General features: G+C 55.1%; 11 protein-coding genes. 5 read left to right on the forward strand and 6 right to left on the reverse strand.

Annotated elements, in window-relative coordinates; all coding sequences use genetic code 11:
- The first annotated feature begins 11 nt into the window (after positions 1 to 11).
- From ACR0KN_RS05090 to ACR0KN_RS05100, 3 genes are read left to right on the forward strand one after another with little or no spacing between them, the layout of a single operon-like run.
- Positions 12 to 1,016: an ABC transporter ATP-binding protein gene (locus tag ACR0KN_RS05090; RefSeq protein ID WP_480651871.1), complete on the forward strand. Its 1,005-nt coding sequence runs from the start codon at positions 12 to 14 to the stop codon at positions 1,014 to 1,016.
- Complete coding sequence (locus tag ACR0KN_RS05095) at positions 1,013 to 1,786, forward strand: L-iditol 2-dehydrogenase (protein ID WP_170543170.1); 774 nt, start codon at positions 1,013 to 1,015, stop codon at positions 1,784 to 1,786. The genes ACR0KN_RS05090 and ACR0KN_RS05095 overlap by 4 nt, the downstream gene beginning before the upstream one ends.
- Complete coding sequence (locus tag ACR0KN_RS05100) at positions 1,786 to 3,297, forward strand: mannitol dehydrogenase family protein (RefSeq protein WP_480651873.1); 1,512 nt, start codon at positions 1,786 to 1,788, stop codon at positions 3,295 to 3,297. Before ACR0KN_RS05095 ends, ACR0KN_RS05100 begins: the two co-directional genes overlap by 1 nt.
- Before the next feature lie 665 nt (positions 3,298 to 3,962).
- On the opposite strand, the gene ACR0KN_RS05105 is transcribed toward ACR0KN_RS05100, so the two are convergent.
- From ACR0KN_RS05105 to ACR0KN_RS05125, 5 genes are all read right to left on the reverse strand, one after another.
- Complete coding sequence (locus ACR0KN_RS05105) at positions 3,963 to 5,045, reverse strand: ABC transporter ATP-binding protein (protein WP_480651875.1); 1,083 nt, start codon at positions 5,043 to 5,045, stop codon at positions 3,963 to 3,965.
- Between the two features lie 3 nt (positions 5,046 to 5,048).
- Positions 5,049 to 6,704 carry an alpha-glucosidase gene (locus ACR0KN_RS05110; RefSeq protein ID WP_480651877.1) on the reverse strand — a complete coding sequence of 552 codons (1,656 nt, stop codon included), beginning with the start codon at positions 6,702 to 6,704 and terminating at the stop codon, positions 5,049 to 5,051.
- A gap of 9 nt (positions 6,705 to 6,713) precedes the next feature.
- Positions 6,714 to 7,862, reverse strand: a complete 1,149-nt coding sequence (locus ACR0KN_RS05115) for a carbohydrate ABC transporter permease (RefSeq protein ID WP_010443334.1) — start codon at positions 7,860 to 7,862, stop codon at positions 6,714 to 6,716.
- Between the two features lie 12 nt (positions 7,863 to 7,874).
- Entirely contained in the window at positions 7,875 to 8,882 is a 1,008-nt protein-coding gene (locus tag ACR0KN_RS05120) for a carbohydrate ABC transporter permease (protein ID WP_170476810.1), read from the reverse strand.
- Between the two features lie 65 nt (positions 8,883 to 8,947).
- A complete protein-coding gene (locus tag ACR0KN_RS05125; protein ID WP_480651880.1) occupies positions 8,948 to 10,303 on the reverse strand; it encodes an ABC transporter substrate-binding protein in 1,356 nt (451 codons plus the stop codon).
- A 213-nt stretch (positions 10,304 to 10,516) separates the two neighbouring features.
- On the opposite strand from ACR0KN_RS05125, the gene ACR0KN_RS05130 reads away from it, so the two are divergent.
- Together ACR0KN_RS05130 and ACR0KN_RS05135 are read left to right on the forward strand one after the other, a co-directional pair.
- Entirely contained in the window at positions 10,517 to 11,548 is a 1,032-nt protein-coding gene (locus tag ACR0KN_RS05130) for a substrate-binding domain-containing protein (protein ID WP_170780697.1), read from the forward strand.
- A gap of 1 nt (position 11,549) precedes the next feature.
- Positions 11,550 to 12,860, forward strand: coding sequence for a GH1 family beta-glucosidase (locus ACR0KN_RS05135; RefSeq protein WP_480651882.1), 1,311 nt, complete (start codon positions 11,550 to 11,552; stop codon positions 12,858 to 12,860).
- Positions 12,861 to 12,866: 6 nt separating this feature from the next.
- Here ACR0KN_RS05135 and ACR0KN_RS05140 read toward each other — a convergent pair whose 3' ends face one another.
- Positions 12,867 to 13,361: a ZrgA family zinc uptake protein gene (locus ACR0KN_RS05140; RefSeq protein ID WP_480651884.1), complete on the reverse strand. Its 495-nt coding sequence runs from the start codon at positions 13,359 to 13,361 to the stop codon at positions 12,867 to 12,869.
- Positions 13,362 to 13,375: the final 14 nt, after the last annotated feature.

Below are 13,375 nucleotides of genomic sequence, written 5' to 3' on the forward strand. Positions count from 1 at the left end.
GAAGACGACTTATGGGACGTATTCAACTCAAGTCAGTGACCAAAAGCTTCGGCGACGTTGAGGTCATTCCACCGCTGGACTTGACCATAGGAGACGGAGAATTCACCGTCTTCGTCGGCCCCTCGGGTTGCGGCAAATCCACCCTGCTGCGGCTCATTGCAGGGCTGGAGGATATCACGTCGGGCTCCATCGACATTGATGGCGCGGATGCAACAGACGTGCCGCCCGCCAAACGTGGCCTGGCCATGGTGTTCCAGTCTTATGCTCTGTACCCGCATATGACGGTGCGCAAAAACATAGCCTTTCCCCTGCGCATGGCCAAGCTGGATCAGGCCGAAATCGACAAACGTGTCGAGGGCGCGGCAAGCGTCCTGAATCTGAGTGATTATCTGGACCGGCGCCCGGGGCAATTGTCGGGTGGGCAGCGTCAGCGCGTTGCTATAGGCCGGGCTATCGTACGCGAACCCGCCGCGTTCCTGTTCGATGAACCTCTCTCGAACCTCGACGCAGCCTTGCGCGTTGGCATGCGGTTGGAGATCAGCGAACTTCACGAACGCCTCGCGACAACGATGATCTACGTGACCCACGATCAGGTTGAGGCGATGACAATGGCCGACAAGATCGTCGTTCTTCAGGCCGGTGTGATCGAACAGGTCGGCAGCCCGCTTGAGCTATACCGGACGCCGCGCAACCTGTTTGTTGCAGGGTTCATCGGCTCGCCTAAAATGAACTTCATCGAAGGCCCGGAGGCGGCAAAGCACGGCGCTCAAACCATCGGCATCCGTCCTGAACACATCACCGTTTCCGAGACCGATGGTGAATGGTCAGGAGTGGTCAGCGTCTCTGAGCACCTTGGCTCGGACACCTTCTTTCACGTCCACGAGACCGGCCTGGCTGAGACAATCACAGTCCGTGCAGATGGCGAAGTGGGCTTCCGCCACGGGGATCGCATTCATATGACACCGCGGGCTGACGTAATCCACCGGTTCGACGCGAAAGGCTTGCGGATCGAATGACACGCTTGGCTGGCAAAACCGCCCTGATCACCGGGGCTGCGCGAGGCATCGGATTGGCCTTTGCCAAAGCTTACGTCACCGAGGGCGCGCGTGTTGCCATCGCAGACATCGACATCCAGCGCGCGAGAGACGCAGCTTCTGAAATCGGTGAGGCTGCTTTGGCTATCGAGATGGATGTGACCAACCAGCAGAGCATAGATGAGGCGGTGGCAAAAACAGCTGCCCATTTCGGTCTCATTGATATCTTGATAAACAACGCAGCCATTTTCACCGCCGCACCAATCGTTGAGATCGAGCGCATGGATTATGACCGCGTTTTTGACATCAACGTTGCTGGCACCTTGTTCACCATGCAAGCCGTCGCGCGCCATATGATTGAAAAAGGGACCAGAGGCCGGATCATCAATATGGCGTCACAGGCCGGGCGAAGGGGTGAACCTTTGGTCGCTATCTACTGCGCCAGTAAGGCGGCAATCATTTCTCTGACTCAATCGGCGGGGCTGAACCTGATTTCTCATGGTATCAACGTGAACGCGATTGCCCCCGGTGTCGTCGATGGCGAACACTGGGACGGCGTAGATGCGTTCTTCGCAAAACACGAAGGCAAACCCCCCGGCCAAAAGAAACGCGAAGTCGCCGCAACCGTCCCTTATGGTCGCATGGGCCGGGCCGATGACCTGACCGGGATGGCTGTATTTCTGGCTTCTGACGATGCCAATTACATCGTCGCACAAACCTACAATGTAGACGGCGGAAACTGGATGAGCTGATGAATCCTGCAGCGAATGCAAAAACTCCGGTGCCACTGCGACTCGACAGCCTTGCAGACCTGCCCGCTACCGTCAGGCACCCTGCCTATCGGCGGTCGGATCTGACGCCGGGCATCGTCCATATCGGGCTTGGCAATTTTCACCGTGCGCATCAAGCGTGGTACATTCACCAGTTAATGCAGCAAGGCCAAGCCCATGATTGGGCGATCATCGGGGCCGGCATGCGAAACTACGACGCGGAGATGAGAGAGCGTCTGCTGGCACAGGACTGTCTGACCACGTTGATTGAACTAGACCCCACAAGGACATCCGCCGAGGTCATTGGTCCAATGGTTGACTATTTACCGATTGAAGCAGGTAATGTTGCCTTAATCCGGAAGATGGCCGACCCTGCCATTCGTATTGTTTCTCTCACAGTTACCGAAGGCGGGTACTATCTAATCTCCAATACCGGTGCGCTTAACACCGATCACCAAGATATCCGCTACGATGCCGCAAACCCCAACCTGCCCCGAACGGCCTTTGGCTCCATAGTCGCGGCACTCAAACAGCGCCGAGCAAATGGCCTCAAACCCTTCACCGCGCTAAGCTGCGACAACCTTCAGGGCAACGGCACAATCCTGCGAAACTGCGTAGTTGGCTTGGCGCGCATGTCTGATCCTGATCTGGCCAACTGGATTGATCAAAACAGCGCGTTTCCCAACTCGATGGTAGATTGCATCGTGCCAGCAACGACTGACGAGTTGGTATCGCAATGCCAAATCCTTGGTGTGGATGACCGCGCTCCTGTCTCGCACGAGAACTTTCGTCAATGGGTGATCGAGGATGAATTCTGCGCCGGGCGACCACCCCTCGAGCAGGTCGGGGTAACGCTGACCCAGAATGTTCACAGCTATGAGTCAATGAAACTCCGCATTTTAAACGGAGGCCACCAGCTTCTCGCAAACGTTGGGGAAATTTTGAATGTCCCGACGATTTCATCCTGCATGCAGGATCCGGACATCCTGGCATTCTTCAGAACGGTTCAGATCGAAGAGATTCTGCCTCATGTCGAAGCTGTCCCCGAAACGACAGCGAAAGAGTACCTTGAGTTGGTTGAGAGGCGATTTGCAAACACAGCGATTCATGACACAACGCGCAGGGTCGCGTTCGACGGATCGGCGCGGCATCCGGGATTTCTACTGCCATCGCTACGCGATGCACTTGCATCGGGCTCTTCAGGAATCGGGCTTGCGCTAGCTGAAGCATTCTGGTGCCGGATGTGTGCGGGGGTTCGTGAAGACGGTTCCGAAATCGCCCCGAATGATCCCCTTTGGGAAAATCTATGTGAAACCGCGTTGGCTGCCAGAACCGATCCAGGACTGTGGCTCGAACAAAGTCTGTACAGCGGTGACTTTGACCGCGGCACACAATTTTCCAACGCCTTTGCCTCGTGGCTAACCAAGATCTGGCAGCGTGGTAGCCGAGCAGTATTAGCTGAGTATGTCGCGACCAATTCATTGTCGCACTAACTTCGCGTTACTTCGATCAATGGGTCGCGGACACACATCGTTGTTTTAGGATGGAACGGCAATGTCCGCCTCAGACACTCGGCCTTCGAAAAATACTGTTACAGCCACCGCCTGCTTCCCTCCGATCCCGCAAAACATCGAATGACCGACAAGGCACCAAATACCAAAGTGATCAAAAGCAGAAATGTGCGACACAAAACTCGACTCAAACCGACTTACGAGCACTGCAATTGAGCAAAATTCCTTTATATTGTTAAATTTCAATATGTTGACAATAGACCCTGCCACTCCAGCCACGAATTCACGAAAACCAATGAAACCTAGGGGCAAAATCTGTGCCTGACACGCAGTGTGTAACAGTCCTCAGTCACTGTAGATTAGAGTGCAACGCACCCCAATGCGCGAAAGCGCGCTGACACGTCCGGTCAATATCTAATCACAGCTCTGATCTTTGAATCCGTCGAGCGGCCGGTCGAAATGGCACCGGAGAGAGAAATCGTGCTCGTTCGGTCCAGCATGTGAGGACGCGGAGTTGAATTGGCAACTTGATGCGCCGCTGAGAACCGAGGTTTCAAGCACCAGACAAACTCAAATCTTAAGTCGCGATCACGCCAGGCGAATTGAATCTTACCTGACTGGGCCAAGCCCCATCCGACCGCGTGCAGTTAGCGACGCATCGATTGTCCGTTGTGGAACAGGTGCACCTTTTCCGGAGGGGCAGTGACGGATACGCTTTGCCCTCGCAGATTGCGCTGAACTCCCGGCAGTTTAGCGATCACTGCCTCTCGTCCCTTGGGCGCTGCAAAGTAAAGCAATGTAACCTCACCCAGAGCTTCGGTGAAATCCACAACACCTGAGTAGATCGCGCCGGCCTCAGTCATCTCCAGATCTTCGGGCCGAACGCCGATATTGACCTGTTTGCCTTCATCCGCTGCCTCTGTCTGGATGGATGAGACCGCAACACCGCCGTCGTCCAGTATTACGGTCGTCGTCTCTCCGGTCGAGGTGATAGTACCCGGCAACAGATTCATAGCAGGCGAGCCAATGAACTGCGCGACGAATTCATTGTCAGGCGTCTCATACAATTCCAGCGGAGTACCAACCTGCGCAATTCCTTTGTTGGCCAGAACGACGATGCGGCTGGCGAGCGTCATCGCCTCAACCTGATCGTGGGTGACGTAGATCATCGTGCTGTCAGGCATCGCTTCTTTCAGACGAGCGATCTCGATCCGCGTCGCTACGCGCAGGGCGGCATCCAAGTTCGAAAGCGGCTCGTCGAACAGATAGACCTTCGGATCGCGAACAATGGCACGACCGATAGCTACGCGTTGGCGCTGACCGCCGGACAACGCCTTGGGCAGGCGATCTAGCAAGGGCTCAAGCTGCAAGATCTGCGCCGCACGCTCCACTGCGGCATCAACCTCGGCACTGGGCAACTTGGCGATCTTGAGCGCGAAGGCCATGTTTTCGCGCACCGTCATATGCGGATAAAGCGCATAGGACTGGAACACCATCGCGATGCCTCGCTGTGCGGGCGGTACGTCATTGACCACCTGCCCTTCGATCTCAAGCGTTCCGCCCGTGATCTTTTCAAGGCCCGCGATCATCCGCAGCAGAGTAGACTTGCCGCAACCTGATGGGCCGACGAAGACAATCAATTCGCCTTGCTCGATCTCGAGATCGATATGTTTCAGAACATCGACCGGCCCATAGGATTTGGCCACATCTGTAAGCTTGAGTTCCGACATGGTTTACCTCTTTTCCCGAGCCAATAGACAGAATCGAGCGGCGTTCAGCATCAACGTGCCTTCCCCGCGAACGCCGCCCAACATCTCCCCGATTACTTTCCAGTCGCCTTCTGGCAGTGTCACGTCCACCGGATCGTCACCCAGATTGAAGGCGCAGAAAACCTGCTCTGCTTCATCCTCGCGGGTGAAGGTCAAGACCGAACCGATTTGTGACATCCCTGTCTGCTTGCCGGACATCAGTGCCGAGTGCGAATGGCGCAAAGCAATCGCATGGCGGTAGTGGTGCAGCATCGACGCCGGGTCTTGTTCCAACCGGTCCACCGCCCGCTCAGCTTGAGTGGCACTGACCGGCAACCAGGGGCGACCCGCGCTGAACCCGGATTGTTCGTCCTGCGCGGCCCAGACCATTGGTGTGCGACATCCGTCACGGCCTTTGAATTCAGGCCAGAATTCGATGCCATAGGGGTCTTGCAAATCCTCGAACGCAACATCCGCCTCGGGAAGACCCAGTTCCTCTCCCTGATACAGGCAGGCCGAGCCACGCAGGCACATCATGAGAACAGCGTGCTGCCGGACAGCTGCATCGTCCAAACCCCAACGCGAAGCATGGCGTTGCACGTCGTGGTTCGAGAAGGCCCAACAGGGCCATGCATCACCCGCCTTGTCCTCAAGCTGGTCAAAAACCTGCTTTGCGTAAGCTGCCGTCAAAGCCCGCTTTTCAAGGAATTCGAAGGCATAGCACATGTGCATCCGCTTATCACCACTGGTGTATTCCCCCATGATCTCCAACCCGCGCTGTGCGTCACCGACCTCACCCAGACAGGCGCGGCCTTCATATTCGTCAGTCAGGGCGCGCAGCCGTTCTAGGAAGGCGATATTCTCGGGCTGGCTTTTGGAATAGAGGTGGTCCTGATGGTTATACGGGTTCACCATCGGGGCAATTGACGCGTTGCGTTGATCCATCGGCAGGCCGGGATTGTCGCGCAACTGAGCGTCGTGGAAATAGAAGTTGATCGTGTCCAGACGAAACCCATCGACTCCCAAATCCAACCAGAACCGAGCGACATCCAGCAGGGCATCCTGAACATCTTTGCAATGGAAATTCAGATCGGGCTGTGACGTGAGGAAGTTGTGCAGATAATACTGCAGACGTCGCGCATCCCACTGCCAGGCCGAGCCGCCAAAGATCGAAAGCCAGTTATTCGGAGGTGTCCCGTCCGGTTTGGGATCAGCCCAGACATACCAATCGGATTTCGGGTTCTCGCGGCTGGCGCGGCTTTCACTGAACCATAGATGCTGATCCGACGTATGCGAAAGCACGAGGTCGATCATCACCTTCAGCCCATGCGCATGAGCCTGATCCAAAAGTTCTTTGAAATCCGCCATGGTGCCGAACATCGGATCGACATCGCGGTAGTCGCTGACGTCATAACCGAAATCCTTCATCGGAGATTTGAAGAACGGCGATATCCAGATCGCATCAACCCCCAGCGAGGCGATATAGCCAAGCCGCTGTGTGATGCCCTTGAGGTCTCCGATCCCGTCGCCATTGCTGTCCTGAAAGCTGCGCGGATAGATCTGATAGATCACCCCGCCCCGCCACCAGTCTGACGCCGCTTTGGTTGCTTCAAATGCTGTCGCGTTGGTCTGCACGTTCATCACACGCCCTTATTTTACGGAACCGGCCAGCAAGCCGCGAACCAGATATTTCTGCATTGCAAAGAAGACGGCCAACGGCACCGCGATTGAGACAAACGCCGCCGTGGCCAGGATTTCCCAGTTACCACCCCGCGTGCCCAACAGCTCGACGATACGGTTGGTCATTACCGTGGTCTGGCCACTGGCATCGATCAGGAACACTTTGGCGACCAGCAGATCGTTCCATGTCCACAGGAACTGGAAGATCGCAAAGGATGCCAGTGCCGGGAAGCTGAGCGGCAGGATAAGCTTGGTGAATATCTGAAACTCAGTCGCACCATCGACCCGCGCGTTCTCGATCAGATCACGCGGCAGCCCGGCCATGTAGTTCCGCAACAGATAGATCGCCAGCGGCATCCCGAACCCGGTATGGGCCATCCAGACACCCAGATATCCTTTGCCTATGCCGATATTGAGATGCAGCTTCAGCAAAGGGATCAGTGCCAATTGCAATGGCACCACCAACAGGCCAACCACCGCAGCAATCAGAAGCGCCCGCCCAGGGAAATCCATCCAGGCCAGCGCATAGGCCGCAAAAGCCGCAACAAGGATCGGGATGATCGTCGCCGGGATCGTCACCGTCAGAGTATTAAAGAAGGCCTTGCCCATACTGTCTGAACTATTTGCGTTGAACAGAACATGGGCATAGTTCTCGAAGGTGAATTCTGGTGGCAGAGTTGTGGTCACAAAGACCCGGGGGCCGCGCTTACCCGAAAACTCTTCGGTGTTTTCCATGCGATAGTCGCCATTGGCCTGAACCGTGATCGTCCCGCCGCGACGCAGCTCGGCTTTTTCACCCGGAGCAAAGGCATCAATCGCGCGCGAATTCACACCCCATCGCGAAATGTCTGAGGCCCGTTCACCATCGAAGATATTGCCTTCGATCACATAGAGACCATCCTGCAAAACTTGCGTTTCAGGTGCAGCAGCACGCAGAGTCAGGTTTTGTTCAGACGGGAACAGTGCCCGCCACCAACCGCTACTGGCAATTTGATCCCCTGTTCTGAAGGACGAAATCAACAAACCCAGCGTAGGGAATACCCAAAGTACGACCAGCAATACAACCGAGGCGTGTACGACCCATCTGAGGGCCGGACGGGTTCCTGCAATATCGCTCATATCCCCAACCTCCTACTGCATTTCTTTGCGCGCATTGCGCACGTTCCAGATCAGGATCGGTGTCACCAGCAACATGATCACCATGGCGGATGCCGACCCCACGCCCCAGTCATTGGCGCGGAACATCTTGTCGTACATGTAATTGGCCAGAACCTGCGTCTCCCACTGGCCATTGGTCATGGCAAAGACGATGTCAAAGACCTTGAGCACAACGATTGTAATGGTGGTCCAAACCACCATGATCGTGGTCTTGATCTGTGGCACTTTGATCTTAAAGAATATCTGAAACGGGTTGGCCCCGTCCAAAATGGCGGCCTCAATGGTCTCTTCCGGGATACCGCGCAAGGCAGCAGACAAGATGACCATGGCAAAGCCGGTTTGAATCCAGACCAGCACAATCATCAGGAAAAAATTGTTCCAGAATGGAAGCGTCAGCCAAGTATGCGTCTCGGTTCCCCCAAAGAAGATATAGATCGCGTTCAGCACGCCGATCTGATCCTGATCGGGTGGGCGCGCGTCATAGACCAATTTCCAGATCACCGAGGCACCCACGAAGGAAATCGCCATCGGCATAAAGATCAGCGACTTAGCGACATTGCCCCAACGAATGCGATCCGTGAGCTGCGCGACTAACAGGCCAAAGGCAGTGGACATCGCAGGCACAACAATCAGCCAAAGCATGTTGTTGCGCATTGCCTCCCAGAATTTGGGCTCGGCGAGCATTTGGGAGTAGTTATCGAAACCCGCCCATTCGTATCCGCCACCGGCTACGCGATCGGTCAGCGAAAGGCGCAGTGTTTCGAATACCGGATAGGCAAGATAGACCCCAAGCGCGAGGATCGCGGGAAGCAGGAACAACCAGGGCCGGATCATGTTCGCGCGGTTGATATTACGCCCCGCATTAGGACCACGCGCAGGAAACAGGACCTTATCCAAGAACTGGTTGGACAGATAGAAATAGCCCACGCATCCCGACACACCGATTACGATTGTTAGCAGGCCCTGAATTGCCGGATTCATGGCGTCCTCTCCCTTGCTAGGGTTCCGGGCAACCTGAATGATAGGTTGCCCAAAGGTTCAGTGGTTTACTTGAGTGCGTCCCAGGACGACTGGATTTCGCTGGTGACATCTTCGGCGGATTTACCTCCGGTGTAGTCGACCATCCCGGTCCAGAATGTACCCGCGCCCACGGCGCCCGGCATCAGGTCAGATCCATCAAAGCGGAAGGTCGTCGCACCCAACAGAATGTCACCCAGACCACGCAGAGTATCGTCCTTGTAGGCTTCGGTGTTCACGCCTTTATGCGGGGTCAGGAAACCGGTTTGCGCCATCATCACCTCATGCGCGATTGGCTGTTTCAGGAACTCCATGAACGCGCTAGTCGCATCCGAGGGATTACTGACGGCCATCAGCGTACCACCGCCTAAAACCGGGTTGCCCAAGTCTTTGTCGGCGAAAGACGGCATGTAGAAGAAGTCTGCATCGAGACCAAACTCAACATCTTCAGGGAAAAAGGCCGGAACGAACGAGGCCTGACGGTGCATGTAGCATTGCGGCGGCGATGAGAACATGCCTTTGGGGCTGTCGCGGAAGTCAGTCGAGGCTACGGCTCCTGCTCCACCAGAAACCTTCGCATCATCGCGTGCAAACCAGCCGAATTCTTCGATTGCGGCGATCACGCGTGGATCATCAAACGGTATCTCATTTGTCACCCACTGGTCATAAACTTCGGGCGGCTGCGTCCGCAGCATCATGTCTTCCACCCAGTCAGTCGCTGGCCAGCCCGTGGCGGCACCCGATCCTAGACCAATGCACCAAGGTGTCTCACCGTCAGCGACGATCTGTTCGGTCAGTGCTTTCAGTTCCTCCATGGTCGTTGGCACTTCGTACCCAGCATCCTCGAAGTTCTCCGGGTTGTACCAAACCAGAGACTTGACGTTCACGTTGTAGAAGAAGCCGTACATCTGGTCATTGCCATCGGCATCTTTATAGGTGCCTAGGTCAACCCATGAATTTCCGGCCGCATAGTTGTCGCCAACCCAACTGGCCATGTCTTCACCCAAAGGCGTTAGTTGTCCTTTGGAGGCCATGATCGCCGCCAGTCCGGGCTGAGGGAATACGGCGATGTTCGGGGCGGAACCCGCTTCGGCATCGATAACGATCTGCTGCTCGAAACTGTCAGAGCCAGTGTAGATCACATCCGCGCCGGTCGCCGCCTCGAAATAGGCGGTCATGTTGTTGAAATAACCATCTTCCGGCGTCAACCAAGGACCAGCGATAGTGACGGTCTGACCGCTCAGATCAGGCGCACTTTCAGCCCAGGCATTATAGCTATCCCAGTTGAACGGCCCTTCACCAGGTGTGAAGGCCAAGTCTTCGGCATACGCGGTCCCTGCCAGCAGAGCGGTCACTGCCGCACCTGCATAAAGCGAGCGTTTCATGAATTTTCCTCCCAGACTTTACGGCGCAAACGAGATTCGTTTTCAAAGCGCTTTGGATAGATCACTTTATCCGCTAACATTCCGAGTCTGTCAACATCTCGCAAATAGTTGCTGTAATATTGAGTTATTAGACTCAAATATCAAAACGGGTTGACGGAACCTGAAATTCCCAACAAAACAATAGGACCGCAACTTGAAAGCGCTTTGAATACTATGAACCTAAAGAAACTCTCGGAGATTCTTGGTCTTTCACAGACAACCGTCAGCCGAGCGCTGAACGGTTATCCCGAAGTGAATGAGAAAACGCGTATCCGGGTTCAGGCTGCCGCTACAAAACACGGATACCGCCCAAATAGCCGCGCTAAAGGACTGGCGACAGGGCGATCCATGGTAATAGGGCACGTGATCCCGTTCTCTTCTCAGCACGAGATGGTCAATCCGATATTTGGTGATTTTGTTGCAGGTGCTGCGCGCACTTACGCACAGAATAACTATGATATGATGTTCACTCACGCGCCTGACACCTCAGTCGAAGACTCCTATCGAAGCCTGTTCAACCGAGGGGTTGTGGACGGCGTCGTGCTTCAAGGCCCCAAAGTCAACGAGCCGCGGATATCCGTCCTGTCGCAAATGGGAGTGCCGTTCATTGTACATGGTCGTTCTACGGGTGCCGACGTTCCTTACGACTGGATCGACGTGAACAATCAGCGATCATTCGAGAGGGCGACACAATTTTTAATCGATCTCGGCCACCGGCGCATTGCACTGATCAACGGGCTGGAAGAGATGGACTTTGCTCAGCGCCGTCGGAATGGATACGTCTCAGCGTTAAAACACTCAGGAATTGAGATTGCGCCGGAGCTGTTGCGCAGCGCCGAGATGACAGAAATTTACGGGCATCAAACCGCCTGCGACATGCTGGATCTGGACGATCCGCCGACGGCCATTCTTGCCTCGTCCATCATCTCAGCCGTTGGTGTCCGGAGGGCCCTGGAAAATCGCGGCCTGAAAATGGGGCGAGATATTTCAGTCATCGCGCACGATGACGAACTGTCCTACATGCGCAACGGCATAGATGTACCGATATTCACCGCCACACGGTCCTCGGTCAGACATGCCGGAGAGTTGGCTGCTGAAATGCTGATTGGACGGATCAACGCCCCCAACGACCCACCCAAAACGCGCCTGTTAGAGGCCGAGCTTGTTGTTGGCAGCTCAACCGGTCCAGCACCACAAAGGATGTGAAATGAAACACAAACGCTCGGATTTTCCGGTCGATTTTCAGTTTGGCGTCGCAACGTCGGCCTACCAGATTGAGGGTCATGCTCAGGGTGGCGCAGGAAAGACCCATTGGGACAGTTTCGCGGCCACTCCGGGAAACGTCGTAAACGCTGAAAACGGCGATTTGGCCTGCGACCACTACAATCGATATGAACAGGATTTGGATCTGATCCAGGACGCTGGGTTCGACTGCTATCGTTTCTCGACCAGCTGGGCTCGAATCTTGCCCGAGGGACGCGGGCCAGTCAATCAACAAGGCCTTGATTTCTATGATCGTTTAGTTGACGCCCTACTTGAACGCGGAATCAAACCCTGCGCAACGCTGTATCACTGGGAACTCCCCTCGCCGCTTGCTGACTTAGGCGGCTGGCGAAACCGAGATATCGCAAATTGGTTCGCTGATTTTACAGAAATCATCATGGGCCGTATCGGCGATCGCATGTTCAGCGTGGCATCGATCAACGAGCCGTGGTGCGTAAGCTGGCTCAGTCATTTCGAGGGCCAACATGCCCCTGGCTTGCGTGATATCCGCGCCACCGCCCGTGCCATGCATCATGTCTTGCTTGCCCATGGTCGCGCAATCGAGGTTATGCGTGGATTGGGCATGTCCAATCTGGGTGCGGTGTTCAATCTGGAATGGTCGGAACCTGCCGATGATAGCACCGAAGCACATTCTGCGGCGGCCCTATATGACGGGATCTACAACCGGTTCTTCTTGAGCGGGGTCTTTAACAAATCCTACCCCGAGAATGTTCTGGAGGGTTTAGCACCGCACCTACCCAAAGGTTGGCAGGGTGATTTTGAGACCATCGGCAGTCCGGTCGATTGGTGTGGGCTGAATTTCTATACGCGCAAGCTAATTACACACTCCGACTCGGCCTGGCCCGCTTTAAAAGAGGTTCCAGGCCCGCTGCCCAAAACGCAGATGGGGTGGGAAATTGATCCTGCGGCGCTTTCGCGATTTCTGATCCGAACTGCACGCGATTACACGGGCGATCTATCGATATATGTCACTGAAAACGGTATGGCGAGCGCTGAGCGCCAAAAGGATGAAGACCGAATTGATTATCTGGATCAACATCTGGCTGAAGTACGCCGGGCTTTGGATCACGGTGTGCCGATCAAAGGATATTTTGTCTGGTCGTTGCTGGACAATTACGAATGGGCGCTGGGGTATGAAAAACGCTTTGGACTGGTCGATGTAGATTTCAAAACGTTGGAGCGAACACCCAAAGCATCATATTTTGCCTTGAAAAACGCACTGACGCAAAACTAACGCACACTAGTCCTGCAGGGTCAGCACCGACTGATCGCGATACACCGTATAGCTGAAGGCGCCTTCGACCGAAATCAAACTGACGTCCAGTTTCTGAGCGTCGGGAAATAATTCAAAATAGGTGAACCGGATCGACGTCACCAAATCTATTTCCTCGCATTCCAACACATAGTCCGCTTGAAATTCGGCGTGTTCCCTGGTGTGATTTTCGGTTTTGTCATCCACTTGCCCAAAACCAACCCCAACAAAGGCTACATTCGCAGACGCGGTTTCGCATCCAGCTTCTGATGGCAAATTGAACAACCTCAACGGTTCTGAGAGATCCGAGATCGCGGCCGCAACTTCTGCCCGTTCTTCGTCGTTTTCTGCTGAGTGCTCGAAGCCCACAACATCCATGCCCGGGGCCGCAAGAATCACGGTGAACTGATTACTATCCATTGATACTGCCACTCGCCCAACACCGTGGATATGCGCTTCAACCGCAGCCAACTTTTGAGCCATTGGTATGGCTGGCA

The organism is Ruegeria sp. AP7, from assembly GCF_056539905.1.